Below are 18,340 nucleotides of genomic sequence, written 5' to 3'. Positions count from 1 at the left end.
AGATCTATTGTGAGAAATCTGCAGTGCAGTTAATAATAGCGATTATCATTAACCTGCCCTCTCGCACCCTATGCCTACTCCTTCACACACGGTTGCCGTCCAGCATATTTACGAACAGCACCATTCTTGGTTGCACGGGTGGCTCAGAGGTAAGTTGCATAACGCCTGCGATGCGGCCGATGTCGCACACGATACGTTCGTGCGCATTCTTGGTGGGCGCCATGCGGCGCAGATCCTTGAGCCACGTGATTATCTGGCGACCATCGCCAGGGGTCTGGTAATTGACCGCTACAGGCGTCACGCCATTGAACAGGCTTATAAGCAAAGCCTGGCCGAGCGTCCTGATGCCACTGCCATCAGTGAAGAAGATAAGGCGATCATCATCGAAACCCTGGTGGCTGTGGATAAAGCTCTCGCCAGCTTGGGCGAACGCTCGCGGCGGATCTTCATGCTGTCGCAGATTGACGGCCTGACTTATCAACAGATCGCCGATCAACTGCAGGTGTCACTGACGACCGTGAAGAAGCACATGGTTCGCGCGTTGACCGAATGTTCAATGATCATGGCCTCCTTGTAATGGCAGCGCCTGATCGCAAGACCTTCGAGGCTGCCGCCGGCTGGTACGTGCAGTTTCAATCCCAGACGCCCACAGCGGCCGAGCGCCATGCCTGGCAGCAATGGCTCAACATCGATCCGTCCCATCAGGCGGCGTGGAATCAGATGGAGCAATTGCAACGCAGCCTGGGTGCCTTGCCCCAGGATTTCACTCGCCGCGCTTTGTCGGCCACACAGCAACGTCGCCAGGTGCTCAAGTGGATGCTGGTACTCGGCAGCACCGGTTACTTGGGGTGGAATGTTCAGCAACATACGTCCCTGGGCAATGTTTGGGCCGATTTCCGTACACCTTTGGGCAAGCGCCGGCGCATCGAACTGGCCGACGGCACCCGGATTGACCTGAATACCCAAACCGCCATTGATGTGCTGTTCGACGGACGCCAGCGCTTGATACGCCTGCGCGAAGGCGAAGTTCTTATCCACACTGGCAAGTCGGGCGCGCAGATGCCCTTCTATGTTGAGACTCAGCAGGGTCGCATCCAGGCTTTGGGGACACACTTTACTGTGCGCCAACTGCCGGATTTCACACAGGTCGGAGTGCTGGAAGACCGCGTCAGCATTTCACCCACTGATCGACCAGACCTCAGCCGACTGCTTATTGCAGGCGAGAGTGCGCAATTCAATCGGCAAAGCGTAGGGGTAAGCCAACCTTACAGCGGGGCTGAAGCTGCTTGGGTCGACGGACAACTGATCGTGCTCGATGCCCGGCTCGGCGATGTGATCGACGAGCTCGGTCGTTATCGACCTGGGGTCCTGCAATGCGATCCAGCTTCGGCGCGCCTGCGGGTTTCCGGCACATTCCGATTGGATTCCACCGATGCGGTGCTGGCCAACCTGCAAGCGACGCTGCCGATCCAGGTCAATTACTTCACCCGTTACTGGGTTTCGGTGAAGCGAATCGGCTGAGCAAAAAAATAATCCACAGGGTTATCTTTTTTTTACCTGACGCGGCCCTACAGGTAATCACGACGCTACCTTCAGGGTTTATCCACCTATGCGCCTTCCTCCTAAGCTTCGCCAGCGACTCTCCTGCCACGGCCTGACCTACGGTTTGCTGCTTACCTCTACCGCCGCTGCCTGCGGGTTGTTATCAACAGGCGCCCTTGCAGCCAGCGTGGTGCAGCACTTCGCTATTGGCGCAGGTCCGCTCGACAGCGCCTTGAGCCAATTTGCGGCCAGGGCCAATGTGATCCTGTCCTTTTCGCCCCAGCAGACCGCTCATTTGAACACCCCTGGGCTTGAGGGGGACTATTCGGTGGAGCAGGGCTTTGCGCTGCTGTTGCAAAACTCGGCGTTAGAGGCTGTGGCCCAGGCGCCTGGTAGCTACATATTGCAAGCGGCGCCCACAGGCGAACTGACCCTTGCGCCCACGACTGTAAGCACGGTTCAACTGGACGGTTTCAATCAGGAGATCGCCGGGGATGTGGGCTACAAAGCTCAAAACAGCCGGGTTGGGACCAAAACCAGCACGCCACTGTCGGAAACACCGCGGTCGGTATCGGTCGTCACCGGTCAGCGCATCAAGGACCAGAAGTCCCAGTCCCTTACCGAAGTACTGGGCTACGTGCCGGGTATTTTCGCCCCGCCCTTCGCTGCCGGCGATAGTCTGGCCGGTGACCTGTTCTTCATTCGCGGTTTCAACGCCACAGACTATGGCTACGGCCTGCTGCGTGATGGACTACGTGTTCAGGGCAATCGGTACGACACCACCAGCGAGCCTTATGGCCTGGAGCGGGTCGAAATATTCCGTGGGCCTTCGTCGCTGCTCTACGGTGAAAATGCCCCCGGTGGCTTGGTAAACCTGGTCAGTAAACATCCAACCGCCACGCCGCAAGGCGAGGTACAACTGGGCTATGGTTCGAATAACCGCCGTCAGGTGGGTGTAGATATCTCCGGTCCGCTCAACGACAGCGGCGACATCCTTGGACGCGTGGTGATGCTGGGGCGCAAGTCTGATACCCAGACTGATCATGTGCCGGATGATCGCCTCTACGTTGCTCCCTCCCTGACCCTGAATTTCGACGACTACAACACCTTCACCCTGCTCGCCAGCTACCAGAAGGATCACACCAACCTGGAACTCGGCCTACCAGCTGCCGGCACGTTACTGACGAATCCCAACGGTAAGTTGTCCAAGCACACCATGCTCGGGAATCCAGACTGGAACACCTTCGAACGTGAAGCCTGGAGCACGGGGTATGAGCTCGCTCATAGCTTCAATGACGACTGGCAGTTCCGCCAGAACTCGCGCTACATGCAGTCGCGTATCAACCGTCACGAAACCTGGCCGGGCCAATTGAACAACGGCGGTTTCGGGACCCGGTTGAACATGAACGCCTACGATCGCTACAACAAGTCGATGGTTTATTCCCTGGATAACCAGCTGGAAGGCAAATTTCAGGTCGGCGGGCTGGAAAATACTCTGCTGTTCGGCGCCAGCTACGACCGCACTTCTTTCAATCAGGATTGGAATGCCGGGTTCGCCGGCACCATCGATGTGTATAACCCTGTTTACTTGCGCGATCCGACTACACCTCTGGCAGTACAGAACACGTTGCTCGAACAGCAGATGAAAGGGGTTTATGCACAGCTGCAGAGCAAGTATGACCGCTGGTTATTCCTGTTGGGTGGCCGTCAGGACTGGGTCGAGAGTGATTTCCGCGACAAGGTCAACAAGGCCAGCGATACCGGCTCTGAAGATCGCAAGTTCACCTATCAGGGCGGGGTGATGTACCAGTTCGACAACGGCCTGACGCCGTATGTGAGCTATTCCACTGCATTCGTGCCGGTGCAGCAGATTTCCAACGCCGGTTCACCCTTGAAGCCGATTACCAGCAGCCAATACGAAGTAGGCGTGAAGTACGAACCGATCGGCTGGGATACGGCGATGACTGTGTCGGTGTATGACTTGCGCAAGGAAGATGACACCTACCTCGACGCCACCACTAACAGCTACCGCCAAGTAGGCGAAAGTCGGTCCAAGGGCGTTGAAGTCGAGGTCAACAGCAACGTCACGCCTAACCTGAATTTAACGGCGGCCTACACCTACACTGACGCTCGAATCACTAAGGACTCCGCTACTTCTCTGGTCGAAGGGCACCAGCTGACCGGGGTGCCGCGGAATCAGGCGTCTGTATGGGGCAAATACCGATTCCTCGACAGTCAGCTCAAGGGGTTGTCCCTGGGGGCGGGCGTGCGTTATTTCGACAGTACCTTTTCCTACACCGCGCCCACGCTGTACGGAAAATTGGACGCGGGAAGCGTCACCTTGGTGGATGCATCCGTTGGCTATCAGTTCGACAAAAACTGGTCGGTTGATGTGAATGCCAAGAACCTGTTCGACAAGGAATATGTATCCGGTTGCAACGATGCAGGGCGTTGTTACTGGGGTGACAGCCGTACCTTGCTCGGTACGGTGTCCTACAACTGGTAAACCATTGTGGATAACGTTGCTATTTACCGATGCAGAAGCTGGAAAAGATCCGTCCCAACAAATCATCGGAGCTGAAGGCGCCGGTGATTTCCCCCAGCAGCTGCTGTGCCTGACGTAGATCCTCGGCCAGCAGCTCCCCTGCCCCCGCCAAGGTCAGCTGCGCGCGTCCGTGCTCAAGGGCCGCACTGGCATGACGCAGTGCCTCCAGGTGCCTGCGACGCGCACTGAAGCTGCTTTCCGAGGTCTGCTCGTAACCCATGCAGGCCTTGAGATGGTCGCGCAGCAATTCCAGGCCATTACCCGCCGACTTGGCGCTCAGGCTGATCGTGACGTGGCCATCCTCACCCATTTCAAGCGCGATGGCTTCGCCTGTCAGGTCAGCCTTGTTGCGGATCAAGGTGACGTTAGCCGGGTCAGGTCGTTGTTCAAGAAACTCCGGCCAAAGGGCAAAAGGATCCGCAGCCTCAGGCGCAGTGGCATCAACCACCAGTAATACGCGGTCTGCTTCACTGATGGCTTTGAGGGCGCGCTCTACGCCGATCTTTTCCACCTGGTCATCGGTATCGCGCAAGCCTGCGGTATCAACCACGTGCAGCGGCATGCCGTCGATGTGGATATGTTCGCGCAGGATGTCCCGGGTGGTGCCGGCAATCTCGGTGACGATGGCAGCCTCACGTCCGGCCAAGGCATTCAGAAGGCTGGACTTACCCGCGTTGGGGCGACCGGCAATGACCACCGTCATGCCATCGCGCAGCAAGGCGCCTTGCCCCGCTTCACGCAGCACTGTGGATAACTCCTCGCGGACTTTATCCAACATTGCCAATACGTGGCCATCGGCGAGGAAGTCGATCTCTTCCTCAGGAAAATCAATCGCCGCCTCTACGTAGATGCGCAGGCTGATCAATTGCTCGGTCAAGTTATGCACACGCAGGGAAAATGCCCCCTGCAGCGAACGCAACGCATTGCGTGCGGCCTGTGCGGAACTCGCTTCGATCAGGTCCGCGATAGCTTCGGCCTGGGCCAGATCGAGCTTGTCATTCAAGAACGCGCGTTCACTGAACTCACCCGGCCGGGCGAGACGGCAGCCTAATTGCAAGCAACGCTGCAGCAGCATATCCAGGACTACAGGACCACCGTGGCCTTGCAGTTCCAGGACATCCTCACCGGTGAAAGAGTTAGGTCCAGGGAAATAGAGGGCCAGGCCCTCATCCAATACGCTGTGGTCTGCATCCAGAAACGGGCCGTAATGGGCATACCGCGGTTTCAATTCCCGGCCGCTGATGGCCTTGGCTGCCATGCCGGCGAGGGGCCCGGAAATTCGAACGATACCCACACCGCCGCGACCTTGAGCGGTTGCGACAGCAGCGATGGTTTCACGAGGAGCGCTCATCAGCAGGTTCCATAACAAAAGTGACGGAAAGCAAAACGCCCCACTAGGGGGCGTCTTGAGTGGTTATCCACAGAGTAAATTACGCCTCGGCTTTTTTGGTAGCCGCTTCGATTTTACGTGTGATGTACCACTGTTGAGAGATCGACAACACGTTGTTGACCACCCAGTACAGAACCAGACCAGCTGGGAACCACAGGAAGAAGAAGGTGAAGATGATTGGCATCATTTTCATCACTTTAGCCTGCATCGGATCCGGCGGTGTTGGGTTCAGACGCTGCTGGATGAACATGGTCGCGCCCATGATGATCGGCAGGATAAAGAATGGGTCCTTGATCGACAGATCAGTTATCCACAGCATGAACGGTGCCTGGCGCATTTCCACGCTTTCCAGGAGTACCCAGTACAGCGAGAGGAACACCGGCATCTGCACCAGAATAGGCAAGCATCCACCCAACGGGTTGATCTTCTCTTTCTTGTACAGCTCCATCATGGCCTGCGACATTTTCTGCCGATCATCACCATGCTGCTCTTTCAACGCAGCCAGTTTCGGAGCAACGGCACGCATACGGGCCATCGACTTGTAGCTGGCAGCCGACAGTGGGAAGAAGATCCCCTTGATCAGCATGGTCAGGAATATGATCGAGAAGCCCCAGTTACCCACAATGCTGTGGATATGTTGCAGCAGCCAGAAGATAGGCTGGGCAATAAACCACAGAATGCCGTAATCCACAGTCAGTTCCAGACCTGGGGACAACTCTTTCAGCACGGCCTGGCTTTTCGGGCCGGCGTACAGGGTAGCGCTGGTTTCAGCCTTGGCACCTGGAGCGACGGTCAACGCCGGGCCAGTAAAGCCAATGATGTAGTTACCTTGGCTGTCTTTACGGGTTTGAACCAGGTTGGCTTCACCCTTGTTCGGGATCCAGGCGGTCACGAAATAGTGTTGCAACCAGGCAACCCAGCCGCCTTGGACGGTTTCTTTCAGCGCGCCTTTGTCGATATCTTTCATCGACACTTTTTTGTACGGCTCGTTACTTGTCCACAGGGCTGCGCCCAAGTAGGTAGCGGTACCAGTAGCGGTGCTGGAAGAAGGATCGGAGCTGCCATCACGCTTGAGTTGGGCAAACAGATTGCCGCTCCAAGGTTTTTCGCTGGTGTTGTCGATCAGGTAAGTGACCTTCAGGTCGTACAAACCGCGAGTGAAGCTGAAACGCTTGATGTAGTTGACGCCGTCGAGGCTGAATTTCAGGTCGACGTTCAACTGGTTTTGGCCATCCGCCAGTTGATAAACCTTCTTTTCGGTCGAATAAACCGGACGACCGGTAGCGCGCGCATCCGGACCATTAGTGCCGGTCAGACCGCTTTGCGCCAGATAAGTACGTTCACCACCGTTATCGAACAGTTGGAACGGTACATCCGGATGGTCTTGGCGACGTGGATACAGCGGCAGTTTCAACTGCGCGATATCACCACCTTGTGGGTCGATAGCCAAGTCGAGCACATCCGTTTTCACGAGGATGAGGTCTTTATTGGTGACCACTGGCGTTTCTAAAGGGGCGCTTGTCTCGCCATTCGCGCTGGGAACATCTGCACTCGCGGACGCATTGGTACCCAGCGGGGTGTCCGGAATAGCCGGGGCAGCCTGATTGGTAGCAACATTCTGAGTCGGCAGGGCAGCTTGGCCATAATCCTGGTTCCACTTAAGAACCATGACGTAGGACACGATTGCCAGGGCGACGATCAGGATCGTGCGTTTAATATCCATGATTACTCGGCCATCGAAGAAGAACGGGAGGTAGGGATAGGTGGAACCGGGTCATAACCACCGGGATTCCACGGATGACAGCGACCTAAACGACGAAAGGTCAGCCAGCCACCGCGCAGAAGACCATGATTTTCTATGGCTTCTAACGCGTAGCAGGAACAACTGGGGTAGAAACGACAGTGACTGGCCATCAGAGGACTAATGGCATAGCGATAAAACTGGATCGGAACGAGTGCCAGTTTACGCATTGGTACTGTCTACCCCTACAGTTTCGGTGCTGACTGCTGGTGCTGGTTTGTTGGTACGCGCCAGACGTTTCCAGAGCTTGCCGAAATGCTGAATCAATTCGGGGTTTTCTACATCCCCCAAGCCTTTGCGCGCGACGATAACAATATCCCAACCAACCAGAGTGTCCTGGTGGAGGCGAAACGATTCGCGCATCAGACGCTTGAGGCGATTGCGCTCAACGGAGAGCTTTACGCTCTTCTTGCCAATCACCAACCCGAGACGGGGGTGATCAAGATCGTTGTTACGCGCAAGGAGCAGGAGATTTTTCCCCGGAACCTTGCCGGTGGGGGAGTCAAAGACTGCCTTGAAGTGCCGGGGTGTTAGCAGACGCTTTTCCCGACTGAAGTCCTGACTCACCACCAGTACCGGATTATCAAACTGCCAGACGCGCACGACCTTTGGCGCGGCGACGCGACAGGACAGCACGGCCGTTCTTGGTAGCCATGCGAGCACGGAAGCCGTGAGTACGGGCGCGTTTGATGGTGCTTGGTTGGAAAGTACGTTTCATGGCGTTGTTACCTGGTTCGTCCACAACGGGCCGGAATGGCCCCCGTTTTAAGAGACCGGCGATTCTAGAGAAAGCAAGCCTCTAGGTCAATTTCCAACCAGCTTTTCCTTCAATTAGATCTCTATCGGGTAAAACCCCCTCTTCTATCCGCCTGGCTTCCATGAGCAATGTCATAGATATAAAAATAAAGAAGGAAGTTATTTAAAGCTTTTCTGTAAAGCTTATAAAAGCTATGCAGACCATCCTCTGTGGATAACTGCCTTGAGGCCATATTCCACTTGATGTACAGAGGATGACAACATGGGGGAGAAGCGGTGCTCTGCCTGTGCTGCGCTGTCGGATAAGCTGTGTGTGGAATGGCATGTTATCCACAGCCCAGTTACCCACAGACTTTCACCCCCACTTGTACAACGAGCTCAGGGCCGCTTATCCACAGACCTTATGCACAGACCACTGGTCGGCTTTTTCCGGGATAAGACATTGATTTTGGGTGCCCTGTGGGCAACCTACATGTGGATAAGTGGGCGGCTCGCCGCTACAATGGCGGCTGTTTTTGCCTCACCGGCTTTCAACTTAGGGGATATCCGTGTCAGTGGAACTTTGGCAGCAGTGCGTGGAGCTTTTGCGCGATGAGCTGCCTGCCCAGCAATTCAACACCTGGATCCGTCCGCTACAGGTCGAAGCCGAAGGCGACGAGTTGCGTGTCTACGCACCTAATCGTTTTGTTCTCGACTGGGTCAACGAGAAGTACCTGAGCCGCGTTCTCGAATTGCTCGACGAACACGGCAATGGCCTTGCGCCTGTGCTCTCCTTATTAATAGGCAGCAAACGCAGCTCGGCGCCTCGCGCTGCGCCGAATGCGCCATTGGCGGCGAGCGCTTCTCAAGCTCAGGCCGCAGCGGCACCTGTTAATAACTCGCCTGCTCCCGTTGCCCAGACGCCTTCCAAATCGGCGTCACAGAAAAACGCACCTATTAATGAAGAGCCGTCTCGCGACAGCTTTGACCCCATGGCTGGTGCCAGCTCGCAGCAGGCACCGATTCGCGCCGAACAGCGCACCGTACAGGTCGAAGGCGCGCTCAAGCACACCAGCTACTTGAACCGCACCTTTACCTTCGAGAATTTCGTCGAAGGTAAATCTAACCAGCTGGCTCGCGCTGCGGCCTGGCAAGTGGCGGATAACCCCAAGCATGGTTACAACCCGCTCTTCCTTTATGGTGGCGTGGGCTTGGGTAAAACTCACTTGATGCACGCTGTGGGTAACCACCTATTAAAGAAGAACCCGAATGCCAAGGTCGTGTACCTGCACTCGGAGCGCTTTGTGGCGGACATGGTTAAGGCCTTGCAGCTCAATGCCATCAACGAGTTCAAGCGGTTCTACCGTTCCGTTGACGCCTTGCTGATCGATGACATTCAGTTCTTTGCTCGTAAGGAACGTTCACAGGAAGAGTTTTTCCATACCTTCAACGCCCTGCTCGAAGGCGGCCAACAGGTCATCTTGACCAGTGACCGTTATCCGAAGGAAATCGAAGGCCTGGAAGAACGCTTGAAGTCGCGCTTTGGCTGGGGCCTCACCGTTGCGGTAGAGCCGCCGGAGCTGGAAACCCGCGTTGCGATCCTGATGAAAAAAGCCGATCAGGCAAAAGTCGATCTGCCACACGACGCTGCTTTCTTTATCGCACAGCGTATTCGTTCCAACGTGCGTGAACTCGAAGGCGCGCTCAAGCGAGTCATCGCACACTCGCATTTCATGGGGCGCGACATCACCATCGAGCTGATTCGCGAATCCTTGAAAGACTTGCTGGCACTGCAGGACAAACTGGTGAGTGTGGATAACATCCAGCGCACCGTGGCCGAGTACTACAAGATCAAGATTTCCGACCTGCTGTCCAAGCGCCGTTCTCGCTCGGTGGCTCGTCCGCGACAAGTGGCCATGGCCCTCTCCAAGGAGTTGACCAACCATAGCCTGCCGGAAATCGGCGATGTGTTTGGTGGTCGCGACCACACCACAGTCTTGCACGCATGCCGCAAGATCAACGAACTTAAGGAATCCGACGCGGATATTCGCGAGGACTACAAGAACCTGCTGCGTACACTGACCACTTGATGACACCAGCGCAGCTTATTAAGGCAAGGGACTAGACCATGCATTTCACCATTCAACGCGAAGCCCTGTTGAAACCCCTGCAACTGGTCGCAGGCGTCGTCGAGCGCCGACAGACCTTGCCGGTGCTCTCCAACGTATTGCTGGTTGTCGAGGGCCAGCAGTTGTCCCTGACTGGTACCGACCTGGAAGTCGAATTGGTTGGCCGCGTGCAGCTGGAAGAGCCTGCAGAGCCTGGCGAGATTACTGTGCCAGCGCGTAAGCTGATGGACATCTGCAAGAGCCTGCCGAACGACGCGCTGATCGACATTAAGGTTGATGAGCAGAAGTTGGTGGTCAAGGCGGGTCGCAGTCGTTTCACGCTGTCCACTTTGCCGGCCAATGATTTCCCGACTGTGGAAGAAGGCCCAGGCTCACTGACCTGCAGCCTTGAGCAAAGTAAACTGCGCCGTCTTATCGAACGCACCAGCTTCGCCATGGCCCAGCAGGACGTGCGTTACTACCTCAACGGAATGCTGCTGGAAGTGTCGGAAGGCATCATCCGCGCCGTGGCTACCGACGGTCACCGTCTGGCAATGTGCTCAATGCGGGCCGATATCGGTCAACCTGATCGTCACCAGGTGATTGTTCCGCGTAAGGGTATTCTCGAACTGGCACGCCTGCTCACCGAGCCGGATGGCAATGTCAGCATCGTACTGGGTCAGCACCATATCCGCGCGACCACCGGCGAATTCACGTTCACGTCCAAGCTGGTCGACGGCAAATTCCCGGATTACGAGCGTGTGCTGCCTAAAGGTGGTGACAAGTTGGTAATCGGTGACCGTCAGGCCCTGCGTGAAGCGTTCAGCCGTACCGCGATTCTGTCCAACGAAAAGTACCGTGGTATTCGTCTGCAATTGGCCAACGGTCAGTTAAAAATTCAGGCCAATAACCCGGAGCAGGAAGAAGCGGAAGAAGAAGTCGGCGTTGACTACAACGGTGGTTCCCTGGAAATCGGCTTCAACGTGAGCTACTTGCTGGACGTGTTGGGTGTGATGACCACTGAACAGGTTCGCCTGATCCTGTCTGACTCCAACAGCAGCGCTCTGGTGCAGGAATCCGACAACGACGACTCGGCTTATGTTGTTATGCCGATGCGCCTGTAATCATGCTCAGCAGAAGCTAGATGTCCCTTAGTCGCGTCTCGGTCACCGCGGTGCGCAATTTGCACCCGGTGACCTTCTCCCCCTCCCCCCGCATCAACATCCTCCACGGCGCCAACGGTAGTGGCAAAACCAGCGTGCTGGAAGCCATCCACCTACTAGGGCTTGCCCGTTCCTTTCGCAGTGCCCGCTTGTTGCCGGTGATTCAGTACGAACAACTGGCCTGCACGGTCTTCGGCCAAGTCGAACTGGCAGAAGGGGGCCACAGCAGCCTGGGGATTTCTCGTGATCGCGGCGGTGAGTTCCAGATTCGCATCGACGGGCAAAACGCTCGCAGTGCTGCGCAACTGGCAGAGATCCTGCCGTTGCAACTGATCAACCCTGACAGCTTCCGATTACTGGAAGGTGCGCCGAAAATCCGCAGGCAGTTCCTCGACTGGGGAGTGTTCCACGTGGAACCACGATTCATGGCCACATGGCAGCGCCTGCAGAAGGCCCTGCGGCAGCGGAACTCGTGGCTGCGGCATGGTACACTTGACGCCGCTTCGCAAGCGGCCTGGGACCGGGAATTGTGCCTGGCCAGCGATGAAATAGATGAATACCGCCGCGCCTATATCAAAGCCTTGAAACCAGTCTTTGAGCAGACCTTGAGTGAGTTGTTGGATCTCGAGGGGCTGACGCTGAGTTACTACCGTGGTTGGGATAAAGAGCGTGAGCTGAGTGCAGTGCTCGCGACTTCCCTGCAACGGGATCAGCAAATTGGCCATACCCAGGCCGGACCCCAACGGGCTGATTTGCGTCTTAGATTAGGCGCACACAATGCTGCGGACATCTTGTCCCGTGGCCAGCAGAAGTTGGTGGTGTGTGCACTGCGTATCGCCCAGGGTCATCTGGTTAGCCAAGCCCGACGTGGTCAGTGTATTTATCTGGTGGATGACTTGCCGTCTGAACTCGACGAGCAACATCGCCGTGCGTTATGCCGCTTGTTGGAAGAATTACGCTGCCAGGTTTTTATCACCTGTGTAGACCACGAATTATTGAGGGAAGGCTGGCAGACGGAAACGCCAGTCGCTTTGTTCCACGTGGAACAAGGCCGTATCACCCAGACCCACGACCATCGGGAGTGAAGGCATGAGCGAAGAAAACACGTACGACTCGACCAGCATTAAAGTGCTGAAAGGTTTGGATGCCGTACGCAAACGTCCCGGTATGTACATTGGCGACACTGATGACGGTAGCGGTCTGCACCACATGGTGTTCGAGGTGGTCGACAACTCCATCGACGAAGCTTTGGCCGGTCACTGCGACGACATCAGCATCATCATCCACCCGGACGAATCAATCACCGTGCGCGACAACGGTCGTGGCATTCCGGTAGATGTGCACAAAGAAGAAGGTGTTTCGGCAGCAGAGGTCATCATGACCGTGCTCCACGCCGGCGGTAAGTTCGACGACAACTCCTATAAAGTATCTGGGGGGTTGCACGGTGTAGGTGTTTCGGTAGTAAACGCGCTGTCCGAAGAGCTGATCCTGACCGTTCGCCGCAGCGGAAAGATCTGGGAACAGACCTACGTCCACGGTGTTCCACAGGAGCCGATGAAAATCGTTGGCGATAGTGAAACCACCGGTACTCAGATCCACTTCAAGCCGTCCGATGAAACATTCAAGAATATCCACTTCAGTTGGGACATCCTGGCCAAGCGTATTCGCGAACTCTCCTTCCTCAACTCCGGTGTGGGTATCGTCCTCAAGGATGAGCGCAGCGGCAAGGAAGAACTGTTCAAGTACGAAGGTGGTCTGCGTGCATTCGTTGAATACCTGAACACCAACAAGACTGCGGTCAACCAGGTGTTTCACTTCAACATCCAGCGCGATGACGGCATCGGCGTGGAAATCGCCCTGCAGTGGAACGACAGCTTCAACGAGAACCTGTTGTGCTTCACCAACAACATTCCCCAGCGCGATGGCGGCACTCACTTGGTGGGTTTCCGTTCCGCGCTGACGCGTAACCTGAACACCTACATCGAAGCCGAAGGCCTGGCGAAGAAGCATAAAGTTGCCACCACCGGTGACGATGCGCGTGAAGGTCTGACCGCGATTATCTCGGTGAAAGTGCCGGATCCTAAGTTTAGTTCCCAGACTAAAGACAAGCTGGTGTCTTCCGAAGTGAAGACAGCCGTTGAACAGGAAATGGGTAAATACTTCTCGGACTTCCTGCTGGAGAATCCGAACGAAGCCAAGCTGGTCGTCGGTAAGATGATCGATGCTGCGCGCGCCCGGGAAGCCGCGCGTAAGGCTCGCGAGATGACCCGTCGTAAAGGCGCGTTGGATATCGCCGGCTTGCCGGGCAAACTGGCTGACTGCCAGGAAAAAGACCCTGCCCTCTCCGAACTGTACCTGGTGGAAGGTGACTCTGCTGGCGGTTCCGCCAAGCAGGGCCGTAACCGTCGCACCCAGGCCATCCTGCCGTTGAAGGGTAAGATCCTTAACGTAGAGAAAGCTCGCTTCGACAAGATGATTTCCTCCCAGGAAGTTGGCACCTTGATCACGGCGTTGGGCTGCGGTATCGGTCGCGACGAGTACAACATCGATAAGCTGCGCTATCACAACATCATCATCATGACCGATGCTGACGTCGACGGCTCTCACATCCGTACTCTGCTGCTGACTTTCTTCTTCCGTCAGTTGCCGGAGCTGATCGAGCGTGGCTACATCTACATCGCCCAGCCACCTTTGTACAAAGTGAAAAAGGGTAAGCAAGAGCAATACATCAAAGACGACGACGCCATGGAAGAGTACATGACGCAGTCGGCCCTGGAAGATGCGAGCCTGCACTTGAACGACGAAGCACCCGGTATTTCCGGTGAGGCGTTGGAGCGTCTGGTTAACGATTTCCGCATGGTTATGAAGACCCTCAAGCGGCTGTCGCGCCTATACCCACAGGAACTGACCGAACACTTCATCTATCTGCCGGCCGTGAGCCTGGAGCAGTTGGGCGATCATGCAGCGATGCAGGAGTGGCTGGCCCAGTACGAAGTACGTCTGCGCACTGTGGAGAAATCTGGCCTGGTGTACAAAGCCAGTCTGCGTGAAGACCGTGAACGTAACGTATGGCTGCCAGAGGTCGAACTGATCTCCCATGGTCTGTCGAACTACGTCACCTTCAACCGCGACTTCTTCGGCAGCAATGACTACAAAACTGTGGTCACCTTGGGCGCGCAACTAAGCACCCTGCTGGACGACGGCGCCTACATTCAGCGTGGCGAGCGTAAGAAAGCAGTCAAGGAGTTCAAAGAGGCCCTGGACTGGTTGATGGCAGAAAGCACCAAGCGCCACACCATCCAGCGATACAAAGGTTTGGGTGAGATGAACCCTGATCAATTGTGGGAAACCACCATGGACCCTGCTCAGCGTCGCATGCTGCGCGTGACCATCGAAGACGCCATTGGGGCAGACCAGATCTTCAACACCCTGATGGGTGATGCGGTCGAGCCTCGCCGTGACTTCATCGAGAGTAATGCTCTGGCAGTGTCTAACCTGGATTTCTGATCCAGGCGAGACCCACAGAATAAAGGCCAACGCTATGCGTTGGCCTTTTTTATTACGTGAAAATCAGTTTTTCTAAAATGCTCCACGTGGAACATCACCGTTTTCACCCATGGGAAGCTGTCGCCACACTCTCCAAACGGTACCCATACCCATAGATCGTCAACAGCTGCCAACCCCTGTCAGCAGTAAGCCCCAGCTTGTTACGCAACCGATAGATATGCGTATCCAAGGGTCTCGATGACACCATTTCTTCATGGGTCCAGAACCGCTCATAGAGGTACTCGCGGGACAGTGGCCGGGCCAGGTTGGCGAACAAGCAGCTCGCCAAGCGGTATTCCCGCTCGGTGAGGTTGATCGGTTTTCCCGCACGAGTGACGGTCAATTCGGCATCGTCAAAGGTCAGATCATTGAAGCTCTGTACTTCCTGGGTCGCCGGCTTCTGCAGGCCATGGCGACGTAGAACGGCGGTCACCCGAGCCTTCAGTTCATTGGGGCGAAAGGGTTTGCTGACGTAATCATCGGCGCCACTGTTCAACGCGGTGACGATATCGCTTTCAGCATCGCGGCTAGTGAGCATGATCACGGCGGGTGGGGACTCCATGTGTTCACGGGTCCAGCGCAGCAATGCGATGCCAGTGATATCGGGCAGTTGCCAGTCGAGTATCAGCAGGTCAAAGGTTTCCCGACGCAATTGGCGCAGCAGGTCTTCGCCACGCTCGAAGCAATGAAGGGTCCAGGGCTGTTCGGCGGTGCTGGGGATTTGTCGCAGTGTCTGTTCCACCCGTCTCAATTCAGCGGGTTCGTCATCCAGTATTGCGACACGCATGGGTGGGTCCTTTCTTCTCGAAGAGTACTGCAGCCGTAGTGAAGGCACGTACTACACAGATGCCGGTCGTCGAATCTGAAGAATTGTGCGCAGATTCGTCGGCCCCTTGGATCTCTCGGTACGCTGGGATCAATAAGTGATTAACCCAGTTAAAGTCCTCGGTACCTACGTGGGAAAGATACCGGCTCCAAGCCTTAAGGAAAAGGATCAGCCGACGCGTGCGCTGTCGTAAACTCCTGTGCCCTGATAGTGGATGCCCTTTGGAATTCGCACCTTTACGAGTCCCAAGCAGTAAAACTTTTCCACCGCGTCAAAAATGAGCTTCACTGGGCGCTATGCCACCTTCTACCGCATGCCAACAACAGGGACACGCTGATCAATGATGCTCTGGGGCAAGGCCGAAAAACGTCAACCCACCCATGCCCAACGGCTGTTCCACGGTCTGGTTCGTGAGTGGTTGTGGATCGGTTTGCTGTTGTTGCCGATCACAGCCTACCTCTCAATGAGTACTGGCCTGGCTTTGAACAACCCGCTGTATGACAGCCTTCGCCGTCTAACACCGCTGCCGGTGGATCCGCGTATCTTGCTGGTTACTATCGATGACGCCAGCCTGAAGAAGCTCGGCCAGTGGCCTTGGCCCCCTAGTTTGCACGCCGACCTGATCGATCGTCTGAGCGCTGCACAACCCGCCAGCATTCTGTTGGATGTAATCTTCAGCGATCCCGCCGATCCCCTCCAAGAAAAACGTTTGGCAGATGCGGTGTGCAACGCCGGCAACGTACTGTTGCCCTTGGGGCGTGACGACTCTGCCAGTTATAGCCCACCCAGAGTACAAATGCGGCCGCTGCTCAAATGTGCCAAGGGGGTTGGGCATATCAACGTGGAGGCTGACAGCGATGGCGTGGTGCGCAGCCTTTATTTACGTGAGGGCCCACCCAATGCGACGGCACCTCAGTTGGCGTGGTTGGCGTTCACGATGAGCGGCCAGCCTTCAGAGATGCCAGGTGAGCCTGTGGATTCGAATTCCCAGGATTGGCATCGAGAGTATGCAGTTCGCATCCCGTATATCGCCCCCGACAGCCATTTTCCAAGCGTCTCTTATGTCAGCGTATTACGTGGAGAAGTCTCCCCCGAGCGGCTGCGCAATCGTCTGATTCTGGTAGGAGCGCCAGCATCGGGAATGGGTGATCGCTATGTCACGCCGCTCTCACCCATGGTGGGAACCACGGCGGGCGTGGAGATTCAGGCCAACGTGCTCAATGGATTGCTGCAAGGTCGCAGCATTGTGGACTTGCCCGACTGGGTGGCAGCCCTGATGGCAACATCCCTGGTGGCGGCACTACTGGGGCTGCTGCTCTACCGCCCACGCTTTGCACTGTGGATGACCCTTGGCTGTATGTTCACGGCTTTGCTCGGCTCATTTGCCCTATTGCGTATCGGCTACTGGTGGTCGCCTGCGGCCTGCCTGATCGGATTGCTGCTCAGCTACCTGATCTGGAACTGGCGACGTCTCAGCGTGATCCTGGCGTACTTTGGCTGGGAGTTGGCCCGATTGGATGACGAACCCAAAGTTCTGCCCGAGCGCCGACGTGCGCCTGCCAGCAAAGGTGATGTGTTGCAGGGGCGCATCTTTGCCCTAGAGCAAGCGGTAAGCCGTACAAGGGACACACGACGCTTTATGGCCGATGGGCTGGAGTGCCTGCCGGTGGCGACGCTGATCACAGACACACAAGGCAATATCCTGCTGGCCAATCGCATTGCCCGCGACGTGTTCGGCAGCGATCTGGTCAACCAAAACCTATTGGACCAATTGGTTGATCTGGGTTATCCACCCCTGCACAACGGCGTGCGCCCTGCCCTTTCTGCGTTGGAGCTTGTTGAGTTCCGTGATATTCACCAACGCAGCCTGCGCATGGAGCTTGCTCCTTTACTACCTGCCGAAGGGGATGTGGCGCTGGGTTGGTTGCTAAGCCTCACAGACCTGAGCAAAGAGCGCGAGGCCCAGCAGCACCGGGAAACCATGCTGCGTTTCCTTTCCCATGACCTGCGTGCACCGCACTCGGCGATCCTCGCGCTGCTCGACGTGCACAACGCCGAGTCGCCAGTATTTTCTCAGATTGAGCAGCAAGTACGCCGAGCCTTGAGCCTGACTGAATCCTTCGTCCAGTTGGCGAAAGCGGAGGCCGATGGTTACCACTTCCAACCGACGCTGTTTGCCATGCTGGTAATGGATGCTTTTGACCAGGTAGCACTGATCGCCCAGCTCAAAGGTATTCACCTGGTCCACGATCTTGAAGAGGCGGATGAAGGGATGGTGTCAGCCGATCAGTCCCTACTCACTCGCGCGTTATTCAATGTGCTGGAGAACGCGATCAAGTACTCGCCATCCGGCACCACCGTCCGGTTGAGACACAGCAGCGAACAAGGTTGGTTGGAATGCCTTATCAGCGACCAGGGCCCCGGGATAGCCTCCAAGGATTTACCGGAGCTGTTCAGCCAGTACAAACGCTTTGATTCAGCCCAAGGCAGCGAAGGGTTGGGGCTAGGGCTCACCATGGTCAAGGCAGTCGTGGAGCGCCATGGAGGACGTATCGAATGTGAAAGCACCCTAGGCAAAGGCACCACATTCAGACTGCAATTGCCCTTGCTGGAAGACTGTTAAAACGTCCTTTTCTGCTGTGCATAAAAAACCGGTCACAAGGACCGGTTTTTTTATGCGGAAA

General features: G+C 56.2%; 14 protein-coding genes. 8 read left to right on the top strand and 6 right to left on the bottom strand.

Translation table 11 applies throughout. The features are described from left to right. The first annotated feature begins 70 nt into the window (after positions 1 to 70). The 3 genes from ACKZ62_RS28540 (at position 71) to ACKZ62_RS28530 (ending at position 4,048) form a co-directional block, all read left to right on the top strand. Positions 71 to 577, top strand: a complete 507-nt coding sequence (locus tag ACKZ62_RS28540) for a sigma-70 family RNA polymerase sigma factor (protein WP_032885157.1) — start codon at positions 71 to 73, stop codon at positions 575 to 577. Next, on the top strand, positions 577 to 1,521 hold the full coding sequence (locus ACKZ62_RS28535) for a FecR domain-containing protein (protein WP_181644047.1): 945 nt from the start codon (positions 577 to 579) through the stop codon (positions 1,519 to 1,521). Before ACKZ62_RS28540 ends, ACKZ62_RS28535 begins: the two co-directional genes overlap by 1 nt. Before the next feature lie 88 nt (positions 1,522 to 1,609). Beyond that, the gene (locus tag ACKZ62_RS28530) at positions 1,610 to 4,048 is read left to right on the top strand and encodes a TonB-dependent siderophore receptor (protein ID WP_447096155.1); all 2,439 of its coding nucleotides are present in this window, start codon (positions 1,610 to 1,612) and stop codon (positions 4,046 to 4,048) included. Positions 4,049 to 4,067: 19 nt separating this feature from the next. Here ACKZ62_RS28530 and mnmE read toward each other — a convergent pair whose 3' ends face one another. From mnmE to rpmH, 5 genes are all read right to left on the bottom strand, one after another. Beyond that, positions 4,068 to 5,438 carry a tRNA uridine-5-carboxymethylaminomethyl(34) synthesis GTPase MnmE gene (gene mnmE, locus ACKZ62_RS28525; protein ID WP_032885154.1) on the bottom strand — a complete coding sequence of 457 codons (1,371 nt, stop codon included), beginning with the start codon at positions 5,436 to 5,438 and terminating at the stop codon, positions 4,068 to 4,070. Positions 5,439 to 5,517: 79 nt separating this feature from the next. Next, on the bottom strand, positions 5,518 to 7,200 hold the full coding sequence (gene yidC / locus ACKZ62_RS28520; RefSeq protein WP_032885153.1) for a membrane protein insertase YidC: 1,683 nt from the start codon (positions 7,198 to 7,200) through the stop codon (positions 5,518 to 5,520). Between the two features lie 2 nt (positions 7,201 to 7,202). Next, positions 7,203 to 7,448 carry a membrane protein insertion efficiency factor YidD gene (yidD, locus tag ACKZ62_RS28515; RefSeq protein WP_010207715.1) on the bottom strand — a complete coding sequence of 82 codons (246 nt, stop codon included), beginning with the start codon at positions 7,446 to 7,448 and terminating at the stop codon, positions 7,203 to 7,205. Next, positions 7,441 to 7,845 carry a ribonuclease P protein component gene (gene rnpA / locus ACKZ62_RS28510; protein WP_026013533.1) on the bottom strand — a complete coding sequence of 135 codons (405 nt, stop codon included), beginning with the start codon at positions 7,843 to 7,845 and terminating at the stop codon, positions 7,441 to 7,443. Before rnpA ends, yidD begins: the two co-directional genes overlap by 8 nt. A gap of 16 nt (positions 7,846 to 7,861) precedes the next feature. Further along, a complete protein-coding gene (gene rpmH, locus ACKZ62_RS28505) occupies positions 7,862 to 7,996 on the bottom strand; it encodes a 50S ribosomal protein L34 (RefSeq protein ID WP_003213577.1) in 135 nt (44 codons plus the stop codon). Positions 7,997 to 8,582: 586 nt separating this feature from the next. On the opposite strand from rpmH, the gene dnaA reads away from it, so the two are divergent. From dnaA to gyrB, 4 genes are read left to right on the top strand one after another with little or no spacing between them, the layout of a single operon-like run. Then, positions 8,583 to 10,103 carry a chromosomal replication initiator protein DnaA gene (dnaA, locus tag ACKZ62_RS28500; RefSeq protein ID WP_032885151.1) on the top strand — a complete coding sequence of 507 codons (1,521 nt, stop codon included), beginning with the start codon at positions 8,583 to 8,585 and terminating at the stop codon, positions 10,101 to 10,103. 38 nt (positions 10,104 to 10,141) lie between these two features. Further along, the gene (dnaN, locus tag ACKZ62_RS28495; protein ID WP_005783345.1) at positions 10,142 to 11,245 is read left to right on the top strand and encodes a DNA polymerase III subunit beta; all 1,104 of its coding nucleotides are present in this window, start codon (positions 10,142 to 10,144) and stop codon (positions 11,243 to 11,245) included. Positions 11,246 to 11,265: 20 nt separating this feature from the next. Continuing rightward, the gene (gene recF / locus ACKZ62_RS28490; RefSeq protein ID WP_012721452.1) at positions 11,266 to 12,369 is read left to right on the top strand and encodes a DNA replication/repair protein RecF; all 1,104 of its coding nucleotides are present in this window, start codon (positions 11,266 to 11,268) and stop codon (positions 12,367 to 12,369) included. Positions 12,370 to 12,373: 4 nt separating this feature from the next. Beyond that, positions 12,374 to 14,791, top strand: a complete 2,418-nt coding sequence (gene gyrB / locus ACKZ62_RS28485) for a DNA topoisomerase (ATP-hydrolyzing) subunit B (RefSeq protein WP_032885149.1) — start codon at positions 12,374 to 12,376, stop codon at positions 14,789 to 14,791. Positions 14,792 to 14,894: 103 nt separating this feature from the next. On the opposite strand, the gene ACKZ62_RS28480 is transcribed toward gyrB, so the two are convergent. Further along, complete coding sequence (locus ACKZ62_RS28480) at positions 14,895 to 15,617, bottom strand: response regulator transcription factor (protein ID WP_032885147.1); 723 nt, start codon at positions 15,615 to 15,617, stop codon at positions 14,895 to 14,897. A 379-nt stretch (positions 15,618 to 15,996) separates the two neighbouring features. Between ACKZ62_RS28480 and ACKZ62_RS28475 the strand changes: the two genes are divergently transcribed. Then, positions 15,997 to 18,279 carry a CHASE2 domain-containing protein gene (locus tag ACKZ62_RS28475; RefSeq protein ID WP_122764016.1) on the top strand — a complete coding sequence of 761 codons (2,283 nt, stop codon included), beginning with the start codon at positions 15,997 to 15,999 and terminating at the stop codon, positions 18,277 to 18,279. Positions 18,280 to 18,340: the final 61 nt, after the last annotated feature.

The organism is Pseudomonas sivasensis (genome assembly GCF_052938085.1).
Note: the sequence above shows the minus strand (reverse complement) of the source record. Positions and strands in the feature narration are given on the sequence as shown.

Excerpts from the sequence above, each read along its gene's own strand:
- recF (WP_012721452.1), top strand. The coding sequence starts at position 11,266 with ATGTCCCTTAGTCGCGTCTCGGTCACCGCGGTGCGCAATTTGCACCCG.
- ACKZ62_RS28480 (WP_032885147.1), bottom strand. The coding sequence starts at position 15,617 with ATGCGTGTCGCAATACTGGATGACGAACCCGCTGAATTGAGACGGGTG.
- yidC (WP_032885153.1), bottom strand. The coding sequence starts at position 7,200 with ATGGATATTAAACGCACGATCCTGATCGTCGCCCTGGCAATCGTGTCC.
- mnmE (WP_032885154.1), bottom strand. The coding sequence starts at position 5,438 with ATGAGCGCTCCTCGTGAAACCATCGCTGCTGTCGCAACCGCTCAAGGT.
- ACKZ62_RS28475 (WP_122764016.1), top strand. The coding sequence starts at position 15,997 with ATGATGCTCTGGGGCAAGGCCGAAAAACGTCAACCCACCCATGCCCAA.
- ACKZ62_RS28535 (WP_181644047.1), top strand. The coding sequence starts at position 577 with ATGGCAGCGCCTGATCGCAAGACCTTCGAGGCTGCCGCCGGCTGGTAC.
- dnaN (WP_005783345.1), top strand. The coding sequence starts at position 10,142 with ATGCATTTCACCATTCAACGCGAAGCCCTGTTGAAACCCCTGCAACTG.
- yidD (WP_010207715.1), bottom strand. The coding sequence starts at position 7,448 with ATGCGTAAACTGGCACTCGTTCCGATCCAGTTTTATCGCTATGCCATT.
- ACKZ62_RS28540 (WP_032885157.1), top strand. The coding sequence starts at position 71 with ATGCCTACTCCTTCACACACGGTTGCCGTCCAGCATATTTACGAACAG.
- ACKZ62_RS28530 (WP_447096155.1), top strand. The coding sequence starts at position 1,610 with ATGCGCCTTCCTCCTAAGCTTCGCCAGCGACTCTCCTGCCACGGCCTG.
- rpmH (WP_003213577.1), bottom strand. The coding sequence starts at position 7,996 with ATGAAACGTACTTTCCAACCAAGCACCATCAAACGCGCCCGTACTCAC.
- gyrB (WP_032885149.1), top strand. The coding sequence starts at position 12,374 with ATGAGCGAAGAAAACACGTACGACTCGACCAGCATTAAAGTGCTGAAA.